Origin of the sequence: Chromobacterium sp. Panama, from assembly GCF_003052555.1 — a bacterium.
Taxonomy (GTDB): Bacteria; Pseudomonadota; Gammaproteobacteria; order Burkholderiales; family Chromobacteriaceae; genus Chromobacterium.
The window spans coordinates 2,006,404-2,031,277 of record NZ_QARX01000001.1 but is presented as its reverse complement, the minus strand read 5'-3'; the positions used below and the strand labels follow the sequence as shown (position 1 = coordinate 2,031,277).

General features: G+C 64.7%; 20 protein-coding genes. 12 read left to right on the top strand and 8 right to left on the bottom strand.

The window, feature by feature from the left end; translation table 11 throughout:
- Window positions 1–51 precede the first annotated feature (51 nt).
- The 3 genes from DB032_RS09135 to DB032_RS09125 all read right to left on the bottom strand — a co-directional run bounded on the left by DB032_RS09135 (window position 52) and on the right by DB032_RS09125 (window position 4,880).
- Window positions 52–1,047, bottom strand: coding sequence for an LD-carboxypeptidase (locus DB032_RS09135; protein WP_233246670.1), 996 nt, complete (start codon window positions 1,045–1,047; stop codon window positions 52–54).
- A 209-nt stretch (window positions 1,048–1,256) separates the two neighbouring features.
- On the bottom strand, window positions 1,257–2,615 hold the full coding sequence (fliD, locus tag DB032_RS09130; protein ID WP_107799201.1) for a flagellar filament capping protein FliD: 1,359 nt from the start codon (window positions 2,613–2,615) through the stop codon (window positions 1,257–1,259).
- 216 nt (window positions 2,616–2,831) lie between these two features.
- On the bottom strand, window positions 2,832–4,880 hold the full coding sequence (locus tag DB032_RS09125) for a site-specific recombinase (RefSeq protein ID WP_107799200.1): 2,049 nt from the start codon (window positions 4,878–4,880) through the stop codon (window positions 2,832–2,834).
- 223 nt (window positions 4,881–5,103) lie between these two features.
- Here DB032_RS09125 and DB032_RS09120 point away from each other — a divergent pair, with 223 nt between their 5' ends.
- The 3 genes from DB032_RS09120 to DB032_RS09110 are packed head-to-tail and all read left to right on the top strand — an operon-like array spanning window position 5,104 to window position 7,051.
- A complete protein-coding gene (locus DB032_RS09120; RefSeq protein ID WP_107799199.1) occupies window positions 5,104–5,688 on the top strand; it encodes a TetR/AcrR family transcriptional regulator in 585 nt (194 codons plus the stop codon).
- Window positions 5,689–5,744: 56 nt separating this feature from the next.
- Window positions 5,745–6,239: a DUF4442 domain-containing protein gene (locus tag DB032_RS09115; RefSeq protein WP_227108215.1), complete on the top strand. Its 495-nt coding sequence runs from the start codon at window positions 5,745–5,747 to the stop codon at window positions 6,237–6,239.
- The gene (locus DB032_RS09110) at window positions 6,236–7,051 is read left to right on the top strand and encodes a crotonase/enoyl-CoA hydratase family protein (RefSeq protein WP_199225860.1); all 816 of its coding nucleotides are present in this window, start codon (window positions 6,236–6,238) and stop codon (window positions 7,049–7,051) included. Before DB032_RS09115 ends, DB032_RS09110 begins: the two co-directional genes overlap by 4 nt.
- Window positions 7,052–7,198: 147 nt before the next feature.
- Here DB032_RS09110 and DB032_RS09105 read toward each other — a convergent pair whose 3' ends face one another.
- From DB032_RS09105 to DB032_RS09085, 5 genes are all read right to left on the bottom strand, one after another.
- On the bottom strand, window positions 7,199–8,422 hold the full coding sequence (locus tag DB032_RS09105; protein ID WP_019101420.1) for a branched-chain amino acid ABC transporter substrate-binding protein: 1,224 nt from the start codon (window positions 8,420–8,422) through the stop codon (window positions 7,199–7,201).
- A gap of 279 nt (window positions 8,423–8,701) precedes the next feature.
- Window positions 8,702–9,790: a ferrochelatase gene (gene hemH / locus DB032_RS09100; protein WP_107799198.1), complete on the bottom strand. Its 1,089-nt coding sequence runs from the start codon at window positions 9,788–9,790 to the stop codon at window positions 8,702–8,704.
- A gap of 59 nt (window positions 9,791–9,849) precedes the next feature.
- On the bottom strand, window positions 9,850–12,147 hold the full coding sequence (locus DB032_RS09095) for a DNA translocase FtsK (RefSeq protein ID WP_107799197.1): 2,298 nt from the start codon (window positions 12,145–12,147) through the stop codon (window positions 9,850–9,852).
- Window positions 12,148–12,263: 116 nt separating this feature from the next.
- Complete coding sequence (locus tag DB032_RS09090) at window positions 12,264–13,361, bottom strand: anhydro-N-acetylmuramic acid kinase (protein ID WP_107799196.1); 1,098 nt, start codon at window positions 13,359–13,361, stop codon at window positions 12,264–12,266.
- Window positions 13,361–14,695: a peptidoglycan DD-metalloendopeptidase family protein gene (locus DB032_RS09085; protein ID WP_107799195.1), complete on the bottom strand. Its 1,335-nt coding sequence runs from the start codon at window positions 14,693–14,695 to the stop codon at window positions 13,361–13,363. Before DB032_RS09085 ends, DB032_RS09090 begins: the two co-directional genes overlap by 1 nt.
- A gap of 240 nt (window positions 14,696–14,935) precedes the next feature.
- Here DB032_RS09085 and DB032_RS09080 point away from each other — a divergent pair, with 240 nt between their 5' ends.
- The 9 genes from DB032_RS09080 to DB032_RS09040 all read left to right on the top strand — a co-directional run bounded on the left by DB032_RS09080 (window position 14,936) and on the right by DB032_RS09040 (window position 24,856).
- Window positions 14,936–15,943 (top strand): hypothetical protein, encoded by a 1,008-nt coding sequence (locus DB032_RS09080; protein WP_107799194.1) that lies wholly within the window; start codon window positions 14,936–14,938, stop codon window positions 15,941–15,943.
- A gap of 6 nt (window positions 15,944–15,949) precedes the next feature.
- Window positions 15,950–17,665: a single-stranded-DNA-specific exonuclease RecJ gene (recJ, locus tag DB032_RS09075; RefSeq protein ID WP_107799193.1), complete on the top strand. Its 1,716-nt coding sequence runs from the start codon at window positions 15,950–15,952 to the stop codon at window positions 17,663–17,665.
- A gap of 19 nt (window positions 17,666–17,684) precedes the next feature.
- On the top strand, window positions 17,685–17,954 hold the full coding sequence (locus tag DB032_RS09070) for a hypothetical protein (protein WP_199225859.1): 270 nt from the start codon (window positions 17,685–17,687) through the stop codon (window positions 17,952–17,954).
- Window positions 17,951–19,432 (top strand): DNA recombination protein RmuC, encoded by a 1,482-nt coding sequence (rmuC, locus tag DB032_RS09065; protein WP_233246669.1) that lies wholly within the window; start codon window positions 17,951–17,953, stop codon window positions 19,430–19,432. The genes DB032_RS09070 and rmuC overlap by 4 nt, the downstream gene beginning before the upstream one ends.
- 134 nt (window positions 19,433–19,566) lie before the next feature.
- Window positions 19,567–22,278: a DNA gyrase subunit A gene (gyrA, locus tag DB032_RS09060; RefSeq protein ID WP_107799190.1), complete on the top strand. Its 2,712-nt coding sequence runs from the start codon at window positions 19,567–19,569 to the stop codon at window positions 22,276–22,278.
- Entirely contained in the window at window positions 22,275–22,742 is a 468-nt protein-coding gene (locus DB032_RS09055) for a PaaI family thioesterase (protein ID WP_107799189.1), read from the top strand. The genes gyrA and DB032_RS09055 overlap by 4 nt, the downstream gene beginning before the upstream one ends.
- The gene (locus tag DB032_RS09050) at window positions 22,739–23,179 is read left to right on the top strand and encodes a PaaI family thioesterase (RefSeq protein WP_107799188.1); all 441 of its coding nucleotides are present in this window, start codon (window positions 22,739–22,741) and stop codon (window positions 23,177–23,179) included. The genes DB032_RS09055 and DB032_RS09050 overlap by 4 nt, the downstream gene beginning before the upstream one ends.
- Before the next feature lie 107 nt (window positions 23,180–23,286).
- Entirely contained in the window at window positions 23,287–24,375 is a 1,089-nt protein-coding gene (serC, locus tag DB032_RS09045) for a 3-phosphoserine/phosphohydroxythreonine transaminase (RefSeq protein WP_107801767.1), read from the top strand.
- A 136-nt stretch (window positions 24,376–24,511) separates the two neighbouring features.
- Window positions 24,512–24,856: an MliC family protein gene (locus tag DB032_RS09040; RefSeq protein WP_199225858.1), complete on the top strand. Its 345-nt coding sequence runs from the start codon at window positions 24,512–24,514 to the stop codon at window positions 24,854–24,856.
- Window positions 24,857–24,874 lie beyond the last annotated feature (18 nt).

Genomic DNA, 24,874 nt, shown 5'->3' with positions numbered 1-24,874 from the left:
CGCAGGAGCGTCAAGGCGCGCCGCGCGCGGGCGGCGGGAGGCGCGAGCGCCTTAGAGCGGCGCGGAAACGCTAAGTAGTTCTTTTTGTTGCGGATTGGCCGGCGTCACCGGGTAGTCGAAGAACTGCAGCGTCAGGCCGCCGCCGTCCGCGCTGAAGCGGGCCGGGAAGCCCATCGGCAGCGTGGTCTTGTCGTGGACATGACCAAAAGGAATGCCTGTCAGCACCGGAACGCCGGTCAGACGGCGGATTTCCGCCAGCACCGCGTCCAGGGTGTAGCCGGGGTCGTAGAGGTCGACCTGGCGGCTCATATTGAAATCGCCGATGAAAATGGCGCGCTGTTTGGCCAGCACGCCGGCCAGATGCAGCTGCTGCAGCATGCGTTCGATGCGGTAGGGCTGTTCGGCGACGTCCTCCAGGAACAGCAGGCCGCCCTTGATGTCCGGCAGATAGGGCGTGCCGACCAGGCTGCTGAGCACGCTGAGGTTGCCGCCCCAGAACACGCCTTCGCCGCTGGCGTTGTGGCGCTGCGGCGCGTCGACGCGCAGCTGGCGGTTGGCCGTGGTGGTGGTGGTCAGGAATTCATTGAGGGTGAAGGCGCTGGGTTGTTTGGCGCCGAAGTCGCTGACCATGGGGCCGGCGAAGCTGCCCAGCCCGCCCTTGGCCAGCAAGGCCAGCTGAATGGCGGTGAAGTCGCTGTAGCCGATCAGCTGGCTGCCGGATTCGCGCAGCAGCGGGCAGAGCCGGCCGTAGTCGATGTGGGGCAGCAGCCGCGTGGCGCCGTAGCCGCCGCGGCCGGCCACCAGCAGCTGCGGCGCGCTGCGGCGCGAGATCAGCTGATTGAGGTCGGCCAGCCTTTGCGCGTCGCTGCCGGCGAAACGCTGATGGCGGCGGTCCAGCGCCTGGACGTTTTCCAGCTGATAGCCGGCCAGGCGCAGCCGCTCCACGGCTTGCTGCTTTTGGCGCGCGTCCGGCAAGGGGCCGGAGCAGGCGGTGAAATAGAGGCTGCTGCCGACGGCTGCCGGCGCGGGAAGGGATTGGTCAACCATGGTGCGACATCCTTGCAAGAGGCCAAGGCCGGCGCTGAGCGCGCCCATCTGGAGTAGTTGGCGACGAGAGTATTGAATGCGGGCAGTCATTGAATCCGGGGCCGAAGGGCCGGTGCAAACGGGGTTCGACAGCGCGAGGCTGCGTGAGTTGCGTCAGTATACGGCAAACGCCGCGACGGCGCAGAGCGCCGCCGCCGGCGTCGCCGCGCTCAAGCCAGCAGATTGGCCAGGCTGGAGGTGGATTGCTGCATGGCCGACAGCTCGCTGTTGAGCGCGGTGTATTCGTTCAGCAGCGAGCTTTTCTCGTTGGCCAACTGGTTGTTGAGCTGAGCCTGCAGATTGGTTTCGTCGTTGATCTTGACGTTGATGTCGCCCTGATCGGCGGTGATCATGCCGTTGGGGCCCAGCAGATTGTTGATGGCGGTGTTGAAGGCGTTGGCGTAGCCGTTGTTCTGGGCGTTGCCGAACAGATTGGCCACCGCGCCGGGATCGGCGTTCAGCGCGGTGGTGAAGGCGCTGGAATCCAGTTTCAGCGTGCCGTCCGCCTGCTGGGTGATGCCGACCTGGGCCAGATAGGCGTAAGAGGAGGAGGCGTTGACGCCCGGCACCGGCGTGCTGAGCAGGCCGGACAGCTGCTCTTGCAGGCCGATGACGTCGCTATTGTTCTTCATGCTGCCGTTGAGGGCGGCGTTGCTGGCGCTGATCACCTGGTTGTAGGCGCTGACGAAGGTTTGCAGCGTGGAGGTGACGTTGGCGGTGTTCTGGCTCATGTTCAGCGTCACCTGGCCCAGCTTGTTGAGGTTGACGGTGGCGCCGTTGATCACATTGCTCAGGGTGTTGCTGCTGCTGGACACATTGACGCCGTTGACGGTGAGCAAGGCGTCCTGGGCCGCCGCGGATTCGCCGGCGGCCGCGCTGCTCTGGCTCAGGCCGGCCAGGGTGTTGCCGGACGCGGCGCCGCTGTCGCTGCCGCCGGCGGCGATGCTGAAGGCGTTGGCGGGGCCGGATTGCGCGGAGGCCAGCACCAGCGAGAACTTGCTGTTGTACTCCACCACCGAGGCGTTGACGCCGATGCCGGCGCTATTGATGCTGTCGGCGATGGAGGACAGCGAGACGGCGGAGCCGTTCTGGCCCAGTTGCACGGTGCTGGTGGTCCCGTTGACGGTGAAGCTCAGCGCGCCGGGCGCGCCGGCCAGCGCGGCGTTCTGGTCGGTGATGGCTTGCCCGCCCGAGGTTTGGTCGAACACCAGTTGTCTCGGCTGAGCCAACTGGGTGACGTTGAGCGCGTAGTTGCCGGCCACGCCGCCGCTGGTGGCGCTGGCGCTGGCGATGGTGTTGTCGGTGGAGGCGATCTGGAATTGCTGCAGAAAGCTGCCGGAGGCCATGGCGGTGGAGGCGGTCTGCAGGCTGGACAGCGCGGAGCTGATCTGGCCGATGGAGCTGAGCTGGGACTGATAATTGCTGACCCGGCTCTGGCTTTGGGTCAGCGGTTGCGAGTCCACTGCGATCAGCTGGCTGACAATGCTTTGCACGTCCAGCGGCCCTACGCTGGTGGTGATGGATGCCATGACGACGCCTCCCTGGCGCGCCGCTGCCGCTGGCGCGCTTGTCTTGCGAGAAAATCAAGCGTTGTGGTCGTTGCGTGTTCCATCACGGGGCCGCCGGCTGCCAGCCGGCGGGGGAATACTGTCATGTTATCGGCCGTTTGGCCGTCAACTTTAATCCCCGGCCCGACACTCGCAATAACGCGGGCCGGGCTGGGCGGTTGACGGCCCTGCGGCGGTTCAAGAGTGGTTTTTGAGCTCGGCGGCGGGGTCCGCGGCGGCGTCTTCCTGCGCGACGGTCTTGGGCGGCAGGAAGAAGGACAGCGGCGCGCTGAGGAAGCGCTTGAGCAGCATCGGCACCAGCGGCCACAGCAGGCTGCCGGACAGCTTGCGCGAGCGCAAGGCCACCCACAAAGCCAGCGAGAAGCTGACCGCCAGATTGGTCAGGCCGATCAGCGCCACGCCGGCGCAGCCGAGCAGCACGGTGGCCAGGGGCAGCTGGAAGTCCTGCGCCACGGTGGCGAAGGCCAGATTGGCGGCGGAGAAGGTGATGTGGCGGATATCGATGGGCAGGCCGAGGATGAAGCCTATGGTGCCGGTCAGGCCCAGGAACATGCCGAAGTAGAAGTTGCCGGCCAGCGCCCCCAGATTGTGTTCGATATAGTTGCCCAGTCTCCAGGCGCGGTTTTCGCCCAATAGCCGCTTCAGCCCGGCGTGGGAGGCGATGCGCTCAGGGATGCGGCGGTAGATCGCCTTGTTGTCGTAATAACCGGCGATCAGGCCGGACAGGAACAGAAACACCCCGGCGATGGCGGCGTGAGGCAGCGCCAGGCTGTGGATGGGGTCGATGTCGTGCAGCAGACTTTGCGCCTTGGCCACGTCCACCACCGGCGCGCCGAAGGCGGCCTGCCAGGCGAAGGCGATCAGGCCGGCGGTGGGGATGGCCAGCAGCACATTGCCGAGGATGGCGACGAACTGGGTGCGCATCACTTTGACCACCAGGTCGGCCAGGTCCTCCAGCTGTTTCTTTTGTCCGTTGTTTTCGTGCAGCACCGCGGCGATGCGCGCGGCGGTCATCGCCGGCTGCTTGGTGGCGATGGTCAGGTGCAGGATTTGCACGATGATGAAGCCGATCGCGTAGTTGAGGCCGAAGGCGATGCCTTCCCACAGCGGCGGCAGGTGGCCGCGGCTGAGCATCAGCTTGATCAGCGCCATGAAGCCGACGATGAGGCCGGCGCCCATCGCCGCCTTGGCCATGGCGGACCACTCCTTGCGGCTTTCCGCGATGTAGTGCTCGCCGTGGCGGCCGGCGTGCTCGGTGACTTGCAGCGCCAGCAGCTCCACATTGGATTTGAACAGATCGCGCAGGCTGTATTTGCGGTTTTCCGCGCGCGCGAAGGTGACGATGAGCTGGAACAAGTGCGGTTCCGCGGCCGGGTCGTGTTCCGGGTCCAGGATGGCCAGCAAGGCGCGGATGCGGGCGATGCTCTGCGCCAGCCGCAGACCGTGGTAGGTGAGGTTGACCGAGATGCCGAAGCGGCGCGCGTTCTTGCGCACCTTGTTGAGTATGCTTTCGCACTGGTCCAGCAGCACCAGCACGTGCTTGTCGTCCTCGGCGCGCGGCAGGCCCTCGATCAGATCGCGGCGGTAGCCGTCGACGTAGCGCTGCACTTCGGCGTTCAGATTGAGAAACGGCGATTCGAAGCGTTCGATGTCCGGATTGATGCGCACCAGCTCCGGCTCCAGGCCGATGGCGGTGATCTGGGCCGACAGCACTTGCACCGATTCCAGCAACTGCAGCCGAGTCTGCTGCCAGCCGTCGGCGTTGTCGTTCTCCTGCCAGGCCATCGCCCGCCACAACGCGTGCCAGGTGGCGTCGGGGATGGCCGCCAGCCAGATGTAGTCCTGCTTCCAGCTGAACAGCCGGCTGAAGCGGTCCTGCAGCGAATCCGCCTTATAAGGCATGGGCAGAATGCGTTCGCCGACGCGTCGCAGCAAGGTGGAGCCGAAGCCTTCGTTGGCCAGGATGCCGCATTCGGTGTACAGCGGAATCTGCCGGGTTTCGGTCAGCAATTGCAGCAGCGCCTTGCGCAGGGCCTCGCGGTATTCGGCATGGTGTTCCAGCAGATAGGACAGCGCCTGCAGATTGACGACGGCTTGTTGCGGCTTGCCGGCGTCGTCGGGGCGCAGGCACTGCAGCAGCGCGGACAGGGCGTCGAGCTGGGCCGGCGCTTGGCTGATCTGGCGCAAGGCCTGCTCCAGGCTGGGGGACTGATTGTTTTCGCTCATCTAGGGTGCTGGTTAGGGGGCTAGTGGGTGATGGGGGCGCGATTCCGGCCCATGACCTTAATGGTAGGCGCAAGCGGGCTGATTTTCCGACGCGGCGCGGATGGCCGGCGGCGCGTGGAATCGGCATCGGGGTTTAGAGATGGGGACGATTGATTCAGTTTCCAGCTTTGCTTGCAAAATCGCGCAATTGACACCTTACTGACCAGTAAGTAGAGTGCTTCGCATGACTCAAGGCCCAGATCCCAAGACCGACACCCGCAAGCGCATCCTGGACATCGCCGAGCAATTGCTGCTCAGCCGGGGCTTCAACGCTTTCAGCTACCAGCACATCAGCTCGGAGCTGGGCGTGCGCAACGCCGCCATTCATTATCACTTCCCCAAGAAAAGCGATCTGGGCGTGGCCTTGATCCAGCGTTACCGCCGGCGTTTCCAGCGCTTCATCGATCAGCAGGCGGCGCTGGATCCCCAGGCGCAGCTGGAGGCGTATTTCGGTCTGAGCGACAGCTATTACCGGCAGCACCGGCAGATCTGTCCCAGCGGCATTCTCAGTACCGAATTCCTGACGCTGCCGGAGGAAATGCAGCGGGAAGCGGCGGCCTTCATCGACGAGATGCGGCTGTGGGCGGTGGACATCACTAGGCGCGGCGCGGCCAGCGGCCAGATGCGTTACGCCGGCACGCCGGAGGCCATCGGCATGATGCTGTTCTCCGCCTTGCAAGGGGCGCTGCAGCTGGCGCGCATAGATCAGCATGCGCTGGAGACCATCAAGCAGCAAGTGCGCGCGGTGCTGGGCCTGGGCGGGCATTGAGTGCCGGAATCACGACAACAACAGAGGGGCGCTACATGGAGTACAAGAAAAACAGCATGAGCCGCATTGCCGACAAAGTGGGCAAGCTGCCGGCGGGAATGCGCAGCACGGTATTGAGCATGATGTTCGGCAAGATCGTGCCGTTTCTGTCCACCGCGGGCCTGCGTTTCGAGGAGGTGGGCCATCAGCGTTTGACGGTGTCCATCCGCAACCGCAAGAAGGTGCAGAACCACATCCGCGGCGTGCACGCCGCGGCGATGGCCCTGCTGGCGGAGACCTCGACCGGCTTCGTCGTCGGCATGAATATGCCGGACGACAAGCTGATGCTGCTCAAATCGATGAAGGTCAACTACGTGCGCCGCTCGCAAGGCGATATGCGCGCGGTGGCCAGCCTGAACGCGGAGCAGATCCAGCTGATGCACGACACGGAAAAGGGCGAGGTGCTGGTGCCGGTGCTGGTCACCGACGAATCCGGCGAATCGCCGATCGAATGCGAAATGCTGTGGGCGTGGATTCCCAAGAAACGTCCGGAACAAGGAGCGGCGGCATGATCAATCTGGAAACGATACGGATCGAGCTGAACGAACACGTGGCCTTGATCCGCCTCAATCGCGCGGACAAGGCCAATGCGCTGAACCAGCGGATGTGGCAGGACTTGCGGGCCGCCTTCGAGTGGCTGGACGACACCCCGGCCGCGCGCGTGGGCGTGCTGGCCGGCGAGGGCCGTCATTTCTGTTCCGGCATCGACCTGGGCATGCTGATGGGCGTCCAGGCGGAGATCGCCGACGATTGCGAGGCGCGCAAGCGCGAGAAATTGCGTCGTCTGATCCTGGATCTGCAGGGCTGCGTCAACAGCCTGGAGCGTTGCCGCAAGCCGGTGATCGCCGCGGTGCACGGCGCCTGCGTCGGCGGCGGCCTCGACATCGCCCTGGCGGCGGATTTCCGCTTTGCGGCCGCGGACGCGGTGTTTTCGGTGCGTGAGATCGACGTCGGCATGGTGGCGGACGTGGGCTCGCTGCAACGGCTGCCGCGGGTGGTGGGCGAAGGCCTGGCGCGCGAGCTGGCCTTGACCGGCCGCGACGCGACGGCGGAAGAAGCGTTGGCCATCCGCCTGGTCAACCGCGTGCTGCCGGATGCGGACGCGGTGCTGGCGGCGGCGCTGGAATCGGCGCGGCTGATCGCCGGCAAGTCGCCGCTGGCGATGCGCGGCTGCAAGGAGGTGCTCAATTACAGCCGAGACCACTCGGTGGCGGATGGCCTTGAATATGTGGCGAACTGGAACGCGGCGATGCTGATCTCCGAAGACATCCAGAAGGCCGGCATGGCCATCCTGACCGGGCACGCGGCGCAGTTCCGCGACTGAGCGAGGCTTGTCTCGCGGGTTTCCAATGGCGCCTTAGGGTGCCATTGTTCGTTCTTGGCCCCGTTCACCCGCCGCCGCGCTTCGTGAGCGGCGGGGCGAAAAAAAGAGGCGCGGAGCGCCTCTTCGGTTCAAGCGGTAGGACTGGGCTTACTGGGCGGCGCTGGCGGCCGGCGCGGCGGCGGCTTCGCCGCCGACGGTGGACACCACTTCCCACTTGCCGCCCTTGACCTGGTACACGGTCACCGCGCCGTTCTTGATGTCGCCCTTGTCGTCAAAGGCGATCTTGCCGGTCACGCCGGTGTAGCCGGTCTTGCCCACTTCGGCCAGATAGGTTTTGGGGTCGGTGGATTTGGCGCGTTTCATCGCGTCCACCAGCACCATCACCGCGTCGTACTCATACGGCGCGTAGATCTGCACCTCGGTGTTGAACTGCTTCTTGAACTTGTCGTTGAACGCCGCGAAGCCCGGCATCTTGTCGCGCGGCACGCCGCAGCTGGACGCGTACTGGCCGTCGGAAGCCTCGCCGGCCAGCTTGATGAATTCCGGCGTCTGCCAGCCGTCGCCGCCCATCAGCTTGGCCTTGAGGCCCAGGCGCTGCATCTGCTTGGCCAGCGGGCCGGCTTGCGCGTCCATGCCGCCGTAGAAGATCAGGTCCGGCTTGCTGGCCTTGATCGAGGTCAGAATGGCGTTGAAGTCGGTGGCGGTGTTGGTGGTGAACTCGCGTTTCACCACTTCGGCGCCCTTGCCCTTGACCGCGGCCTCGAACTGATCGGCCAGGCCCTGGCCGTAGGCGGTGCGGTCGTCGATGATGGCGATCTTCTTGGCTTTCAGACCGGTGGCGGCGAATTCGCCCAGCGCGCGGCCTTGCTGCACGTCGTTGGCGATCACGCGGAAAGTGGTCTTGAAGCCTTGCTTGGTGTAGTCCGGGTTGGTGGCGGACGGAGAGATCTGCGGAATGCCGGCGTCGGAGTAAATCTTGGACGCGGGGATGGTGGTGCCGGAGTTCAGGTGGCCCACCACGCCGGCCACGCCGGCGTCAACCAGGCGCTGCGCCACTTGGGTGCCGATCTTCGGGTCGCCCTGGTCGTCTTCCGACACCAGTTCGAATTTGAGCTTCTTGCCGCCGATCTCCACGCCGGCGGCGTTCAGGTCGGCGATGGCCAGCTTGGCGCCGTATTCATTGTCCTTGCCCAGATGGGAAATCGGACCGGACATCGGCGATACCTGGCCGATCTTGACGACGGCGCCGTCGCCTGCGGCTTGAGCCGGGGCCGAAGCCGCCTGATTGGCGGCCGGTTGCTCTTGCTTGCCGCAGGCGGCCAGGGTCATGGCGGCAGCGGCAATGACGCTGAGGCGGACATATTTGTTCATGTGATGTATCCCCTGATTCTCTATTCTGTAGACTCTAGTCATCTCTTTGTGGCCAACGGTATTTGGTGAAAATGACCATTGGTTGCGTTTGATTATGGGTAGCTGTTTGCGCGAGTGTCAATGTCAAAACCGGGGAGGGGTGCAACTATTTGTAAACTTCTTGGGTAATGGTGTGTCTAAAGCGCAAACGCCACCTGGAATAACTGACAGGTGGCGTTTCTTGTTTTTCAAGTTTTTGAATTTAAACGACTTGTTCGGATTTTTGCCGGCAGTCCGGTTTCAGGTTTTGGCGCCCAAGGCCTTGGCCCGTTCCTGGCGCAGCGGGGCGTTTTCCTCCGGGGCCTCGCACCATCCCGCCAGATTCTGTTTGATCATAGTCGAGATTGCGTGAATCCATTGCGGGTTTTCATTCAAACACGAAATGTATCGATATTCGCCGCCGCCATGGCTGAGAAAGGTCTCCTTGCCTTCCATCGCGATTTCTTCCAGCGTTTCCAGGCAATCGGCGATAAAGCCGGGACAGAGAATATCCAGCTTGCCGGTCTTGTCTTTGCCCAACTGAGCCAATACTTCGCTGGTATAAGGCTGCAGCCATTCCGCGCGGCCGAAACGGCTTTGGAAACAGACTTGGTACTCCTGTTGCGTCAAGCCCAGCGCTTCCGCCAATAAGCGTCCGGTTTTCTGGCATTCGCAGTGATAGGGGTCGCCCTTGTCGCGGGTGAAGCGAGGCACGCCGTGGAAGCTCATCACCAATTTGTCGCCGCGGCCGTGCTCGCGCCAATGCGCGCGCACTTGTTCCGCCAGCGCGCGGATATAGCCGGGGTCGTCGTGGAAATGGCGAACGGTGCGCAGCTCCGGCATATTGCGCAGCTTCATCAGCGCGCGGAAGACCTGGTCCAAGGCGGTGGCGCTGGAGGAGGCCGCGTATTGCGGATACAAGGGCAGCACCAGCAACCGTTCCACGCCTTGTTCGCGCATGCGGGCGATCACATTTTCCACCGAAGGCTCGCCGTAGCGCATGGCGAAGTCCACCACCAGATTGCGCAAGCCCATCTCGCCCAGCTGGCCCTTGATCAGCGCCGCCTGTTTGCGGGTGTGGGTGTAGAGCGGCGAACCGTCCTTTTCCCAGATCGCCGCGTATTTCTTGGCGGATTGGGCCGGGCGGGTGTTCAGGATCACGCCGTTGAGGATCAGCCACCAGAGCGCGCGCGGGATTTCGATCACGCGGCGGTCGGACAGGAATTCTTTCAGGTAGGGGCGCAGCGCCTTGGCGGTGGGCGCTTGCGGCGTGCCCAGATTCATCAGCAGCACGCCGGTCTTGGGCGCGTAGTCGTGACGAAACGGGGGTTCGGGCTTGAAATCCGCCATGCGGGACCTCTTGGTTGAGGCCGGGCGGCATGGCGCCCGGCCGGGTTTGGTGGCTTGTCTTAGTCTTCGCGGGACGGCGCCAGCACTGCGCGGTTGCCGTTGCTTTCCATCGCCGAAACCAGGCCGGCGGACTCCATTTGCTCGATCAGCCGCGCGGCGCGGTTGTAGCCTATGCGCAGATGACGCTGCACCGAGGAGATGGACGCCTTGCGCGTCTTGAGCACGATGGCGACGGCTTCATCGTAAAGCGGGTCGGCTTCGCCGTCGGATTCGCCGTCGAGGCCGGAGGACGCGCCGTCGTCGCCCTCGCTTTGGCCGGTGAGAATGCCTTCCACGTAATCCGGTCCGCCGGTGCTTTTCAGGAACTCCACCACATGGTGGACTTCCTCGTCGGCGACGAAGGCGCCGTGCACCCGCACCGGGTAGCCGGTGCCCGGCGGCAGATAGAGCATGTCGCCCTGGCCCAGCAGGGTTTCCGCGCCCATCTGGTCCAGAATGGTGCGGCTGTCTATCTTGCTGGACACCTGGAAGGCGATCCGCGTCGGGATATTGGCCTTGATCAGGCCGGTGATCACGTCCACCGACGGCCGCTGGGTGGCCAGGATCAGATGGATGCCGGCGGCGCGCGCCTTCTGCGCCAGCCGCGCGATCAATTCCTCGATCTTCTTGCCGGCCACCATCATCAGGTCGGCCAGCTCGTCGATCACCACCACGATCAGCGGCAGGGTGTCCAGCGGTTCAGGCGTTTCCGGCGACAGGCTGAAGGGGTTGGGGATCTTCTCGCCGGCCTTGTCCGCGTCCTTGATCTTCTGATTGAAGCCGGCCAGATTGCGCACGCCCAGCTTGGACATCAGCTTGTAGCGGCGCTCCATTTCCGCCACGCACCAGTTCAGCGCGTTGGCGGCCTGTTTCATATCGGTGACCACCGGGGCCAGCAGATGCGGAATGCCTTCGTAGATCGACAATTCCAGCATCTTGGGGTCGACCATGATCAGCCGCACTTCCTTGGGCGTGGACTTGTAGAGCAGGGACAAGATCATCGCGTTGATGGCCACGGATTTGCCGGAGCCGGTGGTGCCGGCCACCAGCACGTGCGGCATCTTGGCGAGGTCGGCGGACACGGGCTGGCCGGCGATGTCCTTGCCCAGCGCCATGGTCAGCCGGGAGGCCATGTTCTGGTAGCCGTCGGAGCCGACGATTTCCGACAGACGCACGATCTGGCGTTTAGGATTGGGCAGCTCCAGGCCCATATAGGTTTTGCCGGGAATGGTCTCCACCACGCGGATGGACACCAGGGACAGCGCGCGCGCCAGGTCCTTCATCAGGTTGACCACCTGAGCGCCCTTGACGCCCACCGCGGGCTCCACCTCGTAGCGGGTGATCACCGGGCCGGGATAGGCGGCCACCACTTTGACGTCGACGCCGAAGTCGGCCAGCTTGCGTTCGATCAGCCGCGAGGTGTATTCCACCGTGTCCTGCGATACCGGCTCCTGCTGCTCCTTGGGCGCTTCCAGCAGCGTCAGGCCGGGCAGCGCGCTGTCCTTGGGATCGGCGAACAAGGAGTGCTGCACCGGCTTTTGCGCCTTGGTGGACAGCGGCACGTCCAGCACCGGCGGTTCGATGCGCAGAGGGATTTTCTCTTCGTTCTTCTTTTTCTCGGTGGTGATCTTGGCTTCGCGCTTCTGCGCGGTTTCCTTGCCGATTTCCCTGTCCTTGCGCGCCTGCCAGCTGTGCCACAGCTTCAGGGCGCCGTCTTCCAGCGCGCCGCCCAGGCGTTCCATGATGTCCAGCCAGGACAGGCCGGTGAACAGGGAGAAGCCGATGGCGGCCAGCACGCTGAGCAAGAGATAGGCGCCGGACAGGCCCAGGCCGTGGGCGATGCCTAGGCCGATGAAATGCCCCAGCATGCCGCCGGCGGACAGCGGCAGGTTCAGCGCTTTTTCGGCCAGGATGATGGCTTCAATGCTGGCGCTGGAAAACAGCAGCAGCAGAAAGCCGCCGATGGCGGCGACGGTGATGGGATTGAGCTTGAAGCCCAGGGTTTCCATCCGCTGATAGCCCCAGGCGATGGCCACCAGGCAGAACACCACCAGCCACCAGGCGGACAGGCCGAACACATAGAGCAGCATATCGGACAGCCAGGCGCCGAAAGCGCCGCCGTAGTTGCGCACCGTGGGGTCGGAAGAGCTGTGGGACCAGGAGGGGTCGAGCGGGGAGTAGCTGGCCAGCACCAGCACCAGATAGACGGCCAGCACGGCCATCAGCAGCCACCACGCCTCGCGCAGCAGCGAGGCCAGCTGCGGCGGCAGCGGCGTCTGGCTGTTTTTGACTACGGCTTTGCGCTTGAAAAGTCGCATTTTTCTCTTGTTCGGCTATGACTGTCGCTGATTATAGCCTGACACGCCCGGTTTAAGCGTGTCGGAATGTATTCAGTTCCGCTGACAAGACTTGATGGCGTTCCCTATTGAAACGCTTAGCGGGGATACAGCGCGCCGAGTACGCGTCCGCCGGCGGCGCCGGTCACTTCCGGCAGGTTGCCGGCCAGGCGGCGCAAGAAGCGCCAGCCCAGCCAGGCGAAGGCGGCGGCTTCCACTTGGTGCTCGGGCAGGCCCAGCGCGGCGGTGCCGGCGATGGCTTGCTCCGGCAGCAGCGCGGCCAGCCGGCGCATCAGCGCGCCGTTGCGCGCGCCGCCGCCGCAGACGAAGACCGTCTGATTGCCGGGGCAGTGCAGGGCGATGGCTTGGGCGATGCCGCGCGCGCTCAGTTCCAGCAGCGTGGCTTGCACGTCCGCGGCGGGCACATGGCGGCCCAGCAGCTTTTGCTCCAGCCAGGGCAGGTCGAACAGATCGCGTCCGGTGCTCTTGGGTGGCGGCAGACGGAAGAAGGGTTCGTCCAGCAAGGCCTGCAGCAGCGAGTTCTCCACCGCGCCCTGGGCCGCCCACTGGCCGTCGGCGTCGTAGGGCCGGCCCTGATGACGCAGGCACCAGGCGTCCATCAGCATATTGCCGGGGCCGCAGTCGAAGCCGACCACCGCCTGGCCCGGATGCAGCCGGGTCAGATTGCTGATGCCGCCGATGTTCAGGATCACGCGGTTTTGTTCCGGCGCGCCGAACACCGCCTGGTGGAAGGCCGGCACCAAGGGCGCGCCTTGGCCGCCGGCGGCCAGGTCGCGGCTGCGGAAGTCGGCGATCACGTCGATGCCGCTCAGTTCGGCGAGGCGGGCCATATTGCCGATTTGCCAGGTGTAGCCGGCGTCCGGCGCGTGACGTATGGTCTGGCCGTGGCTGGCGACGGCGGCGATGTCGGCCGGCTTCAGTCCCTCGGCCGCCAGCAGGCCGTTGACGGCCTGAGCGTAGAGTTCGGCCAGTTCATTGGCCAGCCGGGCGGCGCGGTCCAGTTCGTTGTCGCCGATCGCCTGCAGCGCCAGCGCCTGTTCGCGCAGCCGCGGCGGGTAGGCGACGAAGTGGTCGGCTTCCACGCTGGGCGCGCCCTGTTCGTCGAAGCGCACCAGCACGGCGTCGACGCCGTCCAGGCTGGTGCCGGACATCAGTCCGATCAAGCGTTCATTCATCAGTCTAGCAATGCGATATTGGTGGGCAGTTCGCGCAGCAGTTTCAGGTGCGCGGTCAGCGATTGGTTGCCGGATTTGAACTCGGCCAGCTGGGTGGCGCTCAGGCCCGGGGTCGGCAGCGCGTTGGTGGCCGGGTCCACCGCCTGGCCGTTGATCCGCACTTCAAAGTGCAGATGCGGGCCGGTGGAGCGGCCGGTGCTGCCGACATAGCCTATCACCTCGCCGGCCTTGACGCTCTTGCCGGAGCGGGCGCCTTGGGCGAAGCGGCTCATGTGCGCGTACAGCGTGGTCATTTTCTGATTGTGGCGGATTTCCACCATATTGCCATAGCCGTTTTGACGCTCCACCTTGACCATGGTGCCGTCTGCCGGGGCGATGATGGGGGTGCCGGTGACGGCGGCGTAATCCACGCCGGAATGCAGGCGCAGCGAGCGCAGGATCGGGTGTTTGCGGAAGCCGAAGCCGGAGCTGATGCGGGCGTTGGCCACCGGCTGGTGGCTGAAGCCCTGTTTGATCGGCTTGCCTTGCGCGTCGTAATAGGCGCCGGATTCGCTGTCGTGGGCGAAGTAGAACGCCTGGTGCAGCTTGCCGGAGCGCTGGATTTCCACCGCCAGCAGGTTGCCGGCGGCGATGGGCGCGCCGTTGTAGAGCAGGGTTTCGTACACCAGATTGATGCGGTCGCCCTTGCCCAGGGAATTGATGTTGAACTGATCGGCGAAGATTTCCGTCAGCTGGGCGCGGATGTCGCGCGGCACCTGGGCCTTGGCCAGCGCGGCGCCGACCGAGCGGGTGATCAGCAGCGAGCGCACCGTCTGCACCGCCTCGGTGGCGATCGGGTCGGCGCTGGCCTGCCATTCGCCTTTGACCTTTTCGATGGCCACCAGCACCTGTTCGCCGTTCTCGTCGTCATTGAGGAAGCGCAGGCCGAAGAGTTCGCCCAGATCGTTGGTTTGCACCGACAGCGTGGCGCCGGTCTTCAACTTGAGCAGGTCCTTGGACAAGGGGCTGGAGTGCAGGAAGCGGTTGGCTTCGCTGTCGCGGATGCCCAGCCGGTTCAACACGCGGGCGATGGTGTCGCCTCGCTGTATCGCCTCGTCCCGCCAATAACGGGTGCCGCTCTCGCTGAAGCTGAAGGCGGGCAGGCTGAGTTGTTCGGTCACTTCTTTTTGCTGGATGTCCGCGGCGGCGGGTTGGGCGCCGTTCTGAGCCACGGCGAAAGCGGTGGCCATGCCGAACAAGGGCAGGGAGGCGGCCGCGCCGATCAAGCTCAGATGGTGGTTCATCAGCTTGTGGAAGCATTTTTGCGGGATATGTAGCAGTTTGCGATAATCCATCGTTCACTATAAAAGGCTGGCCATGAGCCAACCTTATGTAAATTCCGTATTTGCCAATCACAGGCCTTGCGGCCGCGTCTCAACATTTGGGGAGCTTGCGCGGCATAAGTTCCTGTGCAAACTGTAAATTATAGCCGCGATTCTGGATGCTATCCGCCTGATTTCGCCGGGCGCCCATGCCAGGGCGTTTTTGCAAGGCTTTGATATTACTTCGATCTTGTCATCCATGTGTAGCGATAAATGAAATTGACATTGTTGTTGCCCGGTCTGCTCTGGCTGGACGGCCACGACGGCGCCGATGTGTGCAAGGGCCTGGATTTGCCCGCCTTGCAGCGTCTGCTGGGCCAGGGCGAACGCGCCGCCAGGCCGGCGGCGCTGAGCGAACTGTTGACCGCGCCGTGGCGCGGCTCCGCGGCGGGTCTGGCGCGGCTGCGGGCGCGCGGCGCCGGCCTGCCGGCGGAGCGGGGGGACTGGCTGCTGGCCGATCCGGTGCATGTGCGCGTGGACCGCGACCGCGCCTTGCTGGCCGATATCGGCGTGATGAGCTTGAGCCAGGCCGAGGCTGAAATCCTGGCCGACGCGGCGAACCGTCATTTCGCCGACGACGGCTGGCGCATCCACCCGCTGGAGCCGGGCCGCTGGCTGCTGCAGCTGGACGCGCCGGCCGCCGCGAGCTTCAGTCCGCTGCCGGACGTGGTGGGCGAGGACATCAACGCGCATTTGCCGCAGGGCGAGCGCGGCCTGGACTGGAGCCGGCTGCTGAATGAATTGCAGATGCTGTTGTACGCCCATCCATTGAACGACGAGCGCGAGGCGCGCGGCGAACTCGGCGTCAACAGCCTGTGGCTGTGGGGCGGCGGCGCGGAGCCGGGCTGGCGCGCGCCGGCCGAGCAGGTGTTCGCCGACGAGGACTGGCTGGGCTGGATCGCCGCCGAGGCCGGCGAGCCCTGCTTGCCGGCGCCTTACGATTTTTCCGGCTTCGTCGATCAGGCCGGCGGCCGCGACAGCCTGCTGGTGCTGGACGGGCTGCAGGCGGCGGCGCAGTACCGCGACGCCTGGGGCTGGCGCGAGGCGCTGCAGCGCCTGGAGCGCGACTGGTTCGCGCCCTTGCTGCAGGCGCTGCGCCAGGGTCGGATCGACAGCCTGGTCTTGCGCGCGCACGGCCCCGAGGGGCTGGAGCTGAGGGCGCGCCGCAACGACCTGTGGAAATTCTGGAAGCGGCCGCTGCCGCTGTCCGCCTTGTATTGAGAAAATATGTCCCAAATCGTTTCCCGAACCATTCCCGCCGACACGCATGAGCAATTGCTGCGCCAGGGCCTGAGCCCACTGATGGCGCGGCTGTACGCCGCGCGCGGCATCTGCGACTGCGCCGAGCTGGATTACGGCCTCAAGGCCTTGCTGCCCTATCAGAGCCTGAAAAACATCTTGCCGATGGCGCGCCGCCTGGCCGACGCCATCGCCGGCCGGCAACGGCTGCTGGTGGTGGCCGATTACGACGCCGACGGCGCCACCGCCTGCGCGGTGGCGGTCAAGGGCCTGTCCATGCTGGGCGCGCGCGTCGACTTCATCGTGCCCAACCGCTTCGAATACGGCTACGGCCTGACGCCGGAGATCGTTGAGCTGGCCGCGCGCCAAAGCCCGGACATCATCGTCACCGTGGACAACGGCATCGCCAGCGTGGACGGCGTGCTCGCCGCCAAGGCGCGAGGCATCGAGGTGCTGGTCACCGATCACCACCTGCCGGGCGACACCTTGCCGGAGGCGCTGATCGTCAATCCCAATCAGCCGGGCTGCGAATTCCCGTCCAAGAACCTGGCCGGCGTCGGCGTGATGTTCTACGTGCTGATGGCCTTGCGCGCCGAAATGCGCCAGCGCGGCGTCTTCGACGAGCGCGGTCAGCCCAATCTGGGCGAACTGCTGGATTACGTGGCGCTGGGCACGGTGGCCGACGTGGTGCGGCTGGACCAGAACAACCGCACCCTGGTGGAAAACGGCCTCAAGCGCATGCGCGCCGGCCGCATGGCGCCGGGCATCGCCGCCTTGTTCCGCGTCGCCGGCCGCGCCCATTACAAGGCCAACACCTTCGATTTGGGGTTCACGCTGGGCCCGCGCTTGAACGCCGCCGGCCGTTTGGACGACATGAGCCTGGGCATCGCCTGCCTGCTGTCCGGCAACGAGGAGCAGGCGCAGCGGTTGGCGCAGCAGCTGGATCAGCTCAACCGCGAGCGGCGCAGCATAGAACACGGCATGCAGGACGAGGCGCTGGCGGCGCTGTCCGGCATCGACGCCGACAACCGCTATACGCTGACCCTGTTCCGCGACGACTGGCATCAGGGCGTGGTGGGCATCGTCGCCTCCCGGCTCAAGGAACGCTTCCACCGGCCGGCCATCGTGTTCGCGCCCGGCGACAACGGCGAGATCAAGGGCTCGGGCCGCTCGATTCCCGGCTTCCATCTGCGCGACGCGCTGGACCTGGTGTTCAAGCGCCATCCCGGCCTGATCCTCAAGTTCGGCGGCCATGCGATGGCGGCCGGCCTTAGCCTGCGTCAATCGCGCTTTGACGAATTCCAGCGCGCCTTCGAGGCGGTGGCGCGCGAACTGCTGGAAGAGCGTCACCTGACCCGCACCATAGAAACCGACGGCAGCCTGGCGCCGCGCGAATTGAACCTGGCGTTCGCCGAGCAATTGGCGGCCGAAGTGTGGGGCCAGGGCTTCCCGGTGCCGTATTTCCACGACCGCTTCGCGGTGATGAGCCAGCGCGTGGTCGGCGACAAGCACCTGAAGCTGCGGCTGGCGCGCGACGGCGAGGAGTTCGACGCCATGCTGTTCAATCAGGTGGAGTGGCTGCCGGACAATGTCGACGCGGTCTACCAGTTGATCGCCAACGAGTGGCAGGGCCGCAAGGAACTGCAAGTGTATTTGCAGCACTGGGCGGCGACGGATCTGGAGCGGAAGATCCCTGGTGTTTAACGATCTTGCGCTCTGGAAGTTGGCGTGGCTGCTGGCCCTGCTTGCTTGGCCGCTGGTGCTGGGCATCCTGCTCTTGCTGATGGCCTGGGGCTTGCTGAGCCGGGGGCGGTTCGGCGCGGCGCTCAAATGGGGAGGCGGCGTCCTTGCCGTGGTTTTCAGCGTTTGCGTGTGGCTCGCCCCGGCCGAAGCCGTCTGGCGTGAGCCTTTGCAACTATTCGGTGTGTTTCTCGCGCTGGCCTTGTTGTTCTGGAGCGCCGCTTTAATTCATTTATGGAGAGCCCGGCAATGAGCATGCCGTTGGTCGCGATACTGGCTGCGCTGGTCGCGGGTTTGGGAGGCTGGGCCGCAGCCGGAATCATGGGCGCGCGCCGGCGCGAGTCGGAGTTGCAGGATTGGACGCAGCGCCTGGCCACGCAGACGGCGCAGTTGGAAAGCGCCAGGGAGTTGTTGCAGGAGGCGCGGCATAAGGAAGGCAAACTGGCGGAGGCCCAGCAGCAGGCCGCGGCCTATTGGTCGGCGATGCAGGAGCACTCCAAGCAACTGGAGGATATGCGTCAGCAGCGCGGCAAGCAGGCGGAGCGCTTGGAGCAACTGAGCGCTGAGCTGACCCGGCTCACCGCGCGCGAGCAGGAGCTGGCGACCTTGCTGGAGCAGGAGCGTGGCCAGAACGCCGAAAAGCTGGCCTTGTTGACCGAGGCGCGCGAAAGCATGGCGGGGCAGTTCAAGGCCTTGGCCGGCGACATCCTGGAAGAGAAGGCCAAGCGCTTCACCGAGCAGAACCAGCAGAACCTCGGCCATCTGCTCGGGCCTTTGCAGCAGCGGCTGCAGGATTTCGGCAAGCTGGTGCAGGACAGTTATGAAAAAGACAGCCAGGGGCGCTTGTCGCTGGAGGCGGAGCTCAAGCGCCTGCAAGAACTCAACAGCCGGCTGGGCGACGACGCCATCGCGCTGACCAGGGCCTTGACCGGCGCCAGCAGCAAGGCGCAGGGCTCCTGGGGCGAGATGGTGCTGGAGCGGGTGCTGGAAACCTCCGGCCTGCACAAGGACCGCGAATACCGGGTGCAAGTGTCCGACGTGGTGGCAGGCGAGGACGGCAACCGCCGCTACCAGCCCGACGTGGTGATAGACCTGCCGGAAGGCAAGCAGCTGGTGGTGGATTCCAAGGTGTCCTTGAACGCCTATGTGCGCTACACCGCCGCCGAGGACGAGGCCGAGCGCGCGGCGGAAATGAAGGCGCATGTCGCGGCCATCCGCAACCACATCCGCACCTTGTCGGAGAAGCGCTACCAGGACCTGTACCGCTTGAACACCCTGGACTTCGTGTTCATGTTCATCCCGGTGGAGCCGGCCTATCTGCTGGCGGTGCAGCAGGACATGAGCTTGTTCAACGAGGCCTTCGAGCGCCGCATCATGATCGTCGGCCCCAGCACCCTGCTGGCGACGCTGCGCACCGTGGCCAGCATCTGGCGCTACGAATACCAGAACCAGAACGCCCAGGAGATCGCGCGCCAGGGCGGGGCGATGTACGACAAATTCGTCGGCTTCGCCGCCAATCTGGAAAAGCTGGGCAAGCAGCTGGACGTGGCGCGGGACAGCTTCGGCGACGCGATGAAGCAGCTGTCCAGCGGCCGCGGCAACCTGGTCGCCAGCGCCGAGCGCCTGCGCAAGCTGGGGGTGCGCAATAACAAGCAATTACAGCAGCATCTTAAACTGGGCGCGGCGGAAGACGAGGGCGCGGAAGGGGCGGAAGAGCCCGGTCCGGACTGACGGAAGTCCGTTGGAGATGACCGTTTCGTGATAGAATACGAGCTGTCATTACCTATGCTGGCCGCCCTGCGGCGGGCGCGTGAATGCACCCGCAATCGCAGCGCGGCCTGTTCATCCTTACGAATCAAGAAACTATGACCGATAACCAGTTCGCCAAGGAAACCATCCCCATCAGCCTCGAAGAGGAGATGCGCCGCTCTTATCTGGATTACGCGATGAGCGTGATCGTGGGCCGCGCCTTGCCTGATGTGCGCGATGGCCTGAAGCCGGTGCACCGTCGGGTGCTGTACGCCATGCACGAGCTGTCCAACGACTGGAACCGCGCGTACAAGAAATCGGCGCGTATCGTTGGCGACGTGATCGGTAAATACCACCCGCACGGCGATAGCGCGGTATACGACACCATCGTGCGTCTGGCGCAGGATTTTTCGCTGCGCTACCCCTTGGTGGATGGTCAGGGCAACTTCGGTTCGGTGGACGGCGACAACGCCGCCGCGATGCGGTACACCGAGATCCGCATGGCGCGCATCGCCCACGAGCTGCTGGCCGACATCGAGAAGGAAACCGTGGACTTCGGTCCCAACTACGACGGTTCCGAGCACGAGCCGCTGATTCTGCCGGCCAAGATCCCCAATCTGCTGATCAACGGTTCCTCCGGCATCGCCGTGGGCATGGCCACCAATATTCCGCCTCACAATCTGAACGAGGTGGTGGACGCCTGCCTGGCCTTGCTGGCCAACAGCGAGCTGACCATTGACGAGCTGATCGACATCATTCCGGCGCCGGACTTCCCCACCGCGGGCATCATCTACGGCACCGCCGGCGTCAAGGAAGGCTACCGCACCGGCCGCGGCCGCGTGATCATGCGCGCGCGCGTCCATTTCGAAGACATCGGCAAGGGCGACCGCCAGGCCATCATCGTCGACGAGATCCCGTACCAGGTGAACAAGGCGCGGCTGCTGGAACGCATCGGCGAGCTGGTGCGCGACAAGCAGATTGAAGGCATTTCCGACCTGCGCGACGAATCCGACAAGTCCGGCATGCGCGTGGTGATCGAGCTCAAGCGCGGCGAAATGCCGGAAGTGGTGCTCAACCACCTGTACAAGCTGACCCAGCTGCAAGACAGCTTCGGCATCAATATGGTGGCGCTGGTGGACGGCCAGCCGCGCTTGCTGAACCTGAAGCAGATTCTGGTGGAGTTCCTGCGTCACCGCCGCGAAGTGGTGACCCGCCGCACCATCTTCGAACTGCGCAAGGCGCGCGAACGCGGCCACATCCTGGAAGGCCTGGCCGTCGCGCTGTCCAACGTCGACGAAATCATCGCGCTGATCAAGGCGTCTGAAACCCCGCCGCAAGCCAAGATCGCGCTGATGGAGCGCGAATGGCGTTCGCCGTTGGTGGAGGAAATGCTGTCCCGCGTGGATCAGGACAAGGCGCGCCCGGACGGGCTGGCGGAAGAGTTCGGCCTCAAGGCCAGCGGCTACCGCCTGTCCGACGCCCAGGCCCAGGCCATCCTGGAGATGCGCCTGCAACGCCTGACCGGTCTGGAACAGGACAAGATCGTCGCCGAATACCGCGACATCATGGCGGTGATCCTGGACCTCCTGGACATCCTGGCCAAGCCGGAGCGCATCAACCAGATCATCAGCGAAGAACTGACCGCCATCCGCGCCCAGTTCGGCGACGCGCGCCGTTCCGAGATCGAGCCTTTCGGCGGCGACATCAATATCGAGGACCTGATCACCCCGCAGGACATGGTGGTGACCATTTCCCATACCGGCTACATCAAGGCCCAGCCGATCGACGACTACAGCGCCCAACGGCGCGGCGGCCGCGGCAAGCAGGCGGCGGCCACCAAGGACGACGATTTCATCGACACCTTGTTCGTGGCCAATACCCACGACTTCGTGCTGTGCTTCTCCAGCCGCGGCCGTTGCTACTGGCGCAAGGTTTACGATCTGCCGCAGGGCGGCCGTCAGAGCCGCGGCAAACCCATGGTCAACGTGCTGCCGCTGGAAGAGGGCGAGAAGATCAACGCGCTGCTGCCGGTCAAGGAATTCCGCGACGACCAGTACGTGTTCATGGCCACCGCCGACGGCACCGTGAAGAAGACGCCGCTGCGCGCCTTCTCCAAGCCGCGCGCGGCCGGCATCATCGCCATCAATCTGGACGAGGGCAATTATCTGATCGGCGTGGCGCTGACCTGCGGCAAGAGTGTGGCCGGCCAGGGCGACGAGGATGACGAGGTCATCGTAGAAGAAGACATCGCGGTTGAAGGCGAGCTGATCGAGGACGGCCTGCCGGTCGAGGGCGATCAGGTGATGCTGTTCTCCGACGCCGGCAAATCGGTGCGCTTCAGCGAAAGCCAGGTGCGGCCGATGGGACGCACTTCCAGAGGCGTGCGCGGCATGAAGCTGGGCGAAGGCCAGAAGCTGATCTCCCTGCTGGTGACCAACTCCGAAGACCAGATGGTGCTGACCGCCAGCAACGGCGGCTACGGCAAACGCACCCGTACCGGCGACTTCCGCCTGACCAGCCGCGGCACCCAGGGCGTGATCGCCATGGACCTGACCGACAAGACCGGCTTCAAGCTGGTGGCCGCCAGCCTGGTGGAGGAAACCGACGACGTGATGCTGATCACCACCGGCGGCGTGCTGATCCGCACCAAGGTGGCCGAAGTGCGCGAAACCGGGCGTTCCGCCCAGGGCGTGCGCCTGATCAATCTGGACGAAGGCGAGCAGCTGATCGGCCTGGAGAAAGTGGCCGAGGGCGATAGCGACGACGAGGCGGACGCGCTGGAAGGCGAAGACGGCGTCGAAGCCGCCGACGAGGGCGGCGAGGCATGATTCCGACGCCGGCCAATCCCGAAGTGCTGGAGGCGATGAGCCAGCTTTTTGTCTCCTTTCCGCACTGTCGCGCCCTGGGTTTCCAGTACATCGGCACCGAGGGGCGCCGGCCCACTCTGAAAGTGGACTGGCGCGAGGACTTGGTCGGCAATCCGGTCACCGGCATCCTGCACGGCGGGGTGATCACCTCGCTGGTGGACACCTGCAGCGCGGTGGCGGTGACGGCGCATCTGCCGGAGATGGAAACCATCGCCACGCTGGATCTGCGCATCGATTACCTGAAGGCGGCCACGCCGGGCAAGCCCATCTTCTGCCGGGCGGAATGTTATCGCCTGGCCAGCCAGATCGCCTTTACCCGCGCCGTGTGCTACCACGAATCGCCCAGCGATCCGATCGCCCACGGCGTGGCCACCTTCATGCGCGAATCCAGCCGTACGCCGATGTTGCCGGAGGCCGCCGCATGAGCCGCTTCATGGAACGTTTCAACACGCTGCGCGATCAAAAAGCCTATGCGCTCATCGTGGAAGAACTGCCCTACATCAAGCTGATGGGGGTGGAGCTGGGCGAGGACGAGGCCGGCGAGCTGTTGTTTCAGCTGCCCTTTTCCGAGCGCAACGTCGGCAACACCGCCTTGCCGGCGCTGCACGGCGGGCTGATCGGCGGCTTTCTGGAAAGCTCGGCGATGCTGCACCTGATGTGGAACCGCGAATCGCTGGAAACGCCGAAAATCGTCGATTTCTCGCTGGACTATCTGCGTCCGGGCCGGCCGCAAACCCTGTACGCCAAGTGCGAGATCACCAAGCAGGGCAAGCGGGTGGCCAATGTGCTGATCGAAGCCTGGCAAGAAGACCGGCGAAAGCCGGTTGCCGTGGCGAGAGCCCACTTCCTGCTCAGTCAGTAAGCTATAACAAAGGCCCGGCGCTTAGCGATCGGGCCTTGTCGCATACCAAGGCCCGAAAGTTCGCCGGTGCGGGCGCCAAGGGCCGTCAACGCAAATAGAGGATGAACATGGCCAAAGTGTACAACTTCTCCGCCGGCCCCGCCGTGCTGCCGCACCAGGTGCTGGCCGAAGCGCAAAGCGAAATGCTGGACTGGCACGGCTCCGGCATGTGCGTGATGGAAATGAGCCATCGCGGCAAGGAGTTCATGGAGATCATCCATGATGCCGAGCACGATCTGCGCGAGCTGATGGGCATTCCCGCCAACTACAAAGTGCTGTTCCTGCAAGGCGGCGCCTCGCTGCAGTTTTCCCAGGTGCCGCTGAACCTGCTGGGCGAGCGCGACAGCGTGGACATCGTCAACACCGGCCACTGGTCCAAGCTGGCGATCAAGGAAACGCGCCGCTACGCCAAGGTGAACGTGGCGGCCAGCAGCGAAGACCGCAATTTCGCCTACGTGCCGGACGAAGCCGGCTGGCAGCGCGATCCCAAGGCGGCCTATCTGCATTACACCTCCAACGAGACCATAGGCGGCCTGCAATTCCCCTTCGTGCCGCAAAGCCTGCCGGACGTGCCGCTGGTCTGCGACATGTCCTCGGACTTCCTGTCGCGGGAAGTGGACGTCAGCCAGTTCGGCCTGATCTACGCCGGCGCGCAGAAAAACATCGGCCCGTCCGGCCTGGTGGTGCTGATCGTGCGCGAAGATCTGCTGGGCAAGGCGCGGGCCGATTTGCCCACCATGCTCAACTACCAGGTGCACGCCGACGCCGATTCCATGTACAACACGCCGCCCACCTTCCCGATCTACATCTCCGGCCTGGTGTTCAAATGGCTGAAGGAGCAGGGCGGCGTCAAATCCATCGCCACCCGCAACGAGGAAAAGGCCGGCTTGCTCAATCATGTGATCGAGTCCAGCGGCGGCTTCTACCACACTCATATCGACGCGCCGTTCCGCTCGCGGATGAACGTGGTGTTCCGCTTGAAGGAAGAAGCGCTGGAGGAGACCTTTTTGCTGGAAGCGCGCAAGAACGGCCTGATCCAGCTGAAAGGACACCGCGCGGTGGGCGGCATCCGCGCCTCCATCTACAACGCGATGCCGATCGAGGGCGTCAAATCGCTGGCCAACTTCATGCAAGACTTCGCCCGCATGCACGGCTGAGCCGTCGCGCACGCCTTCCAGCCCGCCGTTAGGCGGGCTTTTTCATGGCGGAGGCGAACGAAGCCGCCGCGCCGCGGTCTATCCCCGGTCGCCGCCGAATGGCCGGCGGCCGGCAGCCAAGAACAGGAGTGAAATGATGAAATCCGCCGTATTCGCCGTACTGGCCCTGAGCAGCGCGGCCGCGCTGGCCAAACCGCTGACCTTGCCGGAGATCCCGGCCGGACAGCGCCAGATCGTCAACTACGTCTGCGCCGACGGCGCCAAGCTGACGGTCAAGTATTACAACGTCAAGAACGGCCAGAGCTTCGCCGTATTGCCGATCAAGGGCAAGACCATGCTGCTGAGCAATGTGCTGTCCGGTTCCGGCGCCAAATACGCGGCCGAGCAATACAGCTGGTGGACCAAGGGGCCGGAAGGCTCGTTGCGCGACGAAATCGCCGACAAGGCCTTGCTGGACGACTGCAAGGAAAGCCGGCGCTAAGAGCCGGGCCTCAGACGC

What these genes read in the sequence shown, in the direction of transcription:
- DB032_RS09120 (WP_107799199.1), top strand. Translation starts at nt 5,104, where the DNA reads ATGACTCAAGGCCCAGATCCCAAGACCGACACCCGCAAGCGCATCCTG.
- rmuC (WP_233246669.1), top strand. Translation starts at nt 17,951, where the DNA reads ATGAGCATGCCGTTGGTCGCGATACTGGCTGCGCTGGTCGCGGGTTTG.
- gyrA (WP_107799190.1), top strand. Translation starts at nt 19,567, where the DNA reads ATGACCGATAACCAGTTCGCCAAGGAAACCATCCCCATCAGCCTCGAA.
- DB032_RS09105 (WP_019101420.1), bottom strand. Translation starts at nt 8,422, where the DNA reads ATGAACAAATATGTCCGCCTCAGCGTCATTGCCGCTGCCGCCATGACC.
- recJ (WP_107799193.1), top strand. Translation starts at nt 15,950, where the DNA reads ATGTCCCAAATCGTTTCCCGAACCATTCCCGCCGACACGCATGAGCAA.
- DB032_RS09095 (WP_107799197.1), bottom strand. Translation starts at nt 12,147, where the DNA reads ATGCGACTTTTCAAGCGCAAAGCCGTAGTCAAAAACAGCCAGACGCCG.
- DB032_RS09110 (WP_199225860.1), top strand. Translation starts at nt 6,236, where the DNA reads ATGATCAATCTGGAAACGATACGGATCGAGCTGAACGAACACGTGGCC.
- fliD (WP_107799201.1), bottom strand. Translation starts at nt 2,615, where the DNA reads ATGGCATCCATCACCACCAGCGTAGGGCCGCTGGACGTGCAAAGCATT.
- DB032_RS09090 (WP_107799196.1), bottom strand. Translation starts at nt 13,361, where the DNA reads ATGAATGAACGCTTGATCGGACTGATGTCCGGCACCAGCCTGGACGGC.
- serC (WP_107801767.1), top strand. Translation starts at nt 23,287, where the DNA reads ATGGCCAAAGTGTACAACTTCTCCGCCGGCCCCGCCGTGCTGCCGCAC.
- DB032_RS09040 (WP_199225858.1), top strand. Translation starts at nt 24,512, where the DNA reads ATGAAATCCGCCGTATTCGCCGTACTGGCCCTGAGCAGCGCGGCCGCG.
- DB032_RS09085 (WP_107799195.1), bottom strand. Translation starts at nt 14,695, where the DNA reads ATGGATTATCGCAAACTGCTACATATCCCGCAAAAATGCTTCCACAAG.
- DB032_RS09135 (WP_233246670.1), bottom strand. Translation starts at nt 1,047, where the DNA reads ATGGTTGACCAATCCCTTCCCGCGCCGGCAGCCGTCGGCAGCAGCCTC.
- DB032_RS09115 (WP_227108215.1), top strand. Translation starts at nt 5,745, where the DNA reads ATGAGCCGCATTGCCGACAAAGTGGGCAAGCTGCCGGCGGGAATGCGC.
- hemH (WP_107799198.1), bottom strand. Translation starts at nt 9,790, where the DNA reads ATGGCGGATTTCAAGCCCGAACCCCCGTTTCGTCACGACTACGCGCCC.
- DB032_RS09055 (WP_107799189.1), top strand. Translation starts at nt 22,275, where the DNA reads ATGATTCCGACGCCGGCCAATCCCGAAGTGCTGGAGGCGATGAGCCAG.
- DB032_RS09050 (WP_107799188.1), top strand. Translation starts at nt 22,739, where the DNA reads ATGAGCCGCTTCATGGAACGTTTCAACACGCTGCGCGATCAAAAAGCC.
- DB032_RS09125 (WP_107799200.1), bottom strand. Translation starts at nt 4,880, where the DNA reads ATGAGCGAAAACAATCAGTCCCCCAGCCTGGAGCAGGCCTTGCGCCAG.
- DB032_RS09080 (WP_107799194.1), top strand. Translation starts at nt 14,936, where the DNA reads ATGAAATTGACATTGTTGTTGCCCGGTCTGCTCTGGCTGGACGGCCAC.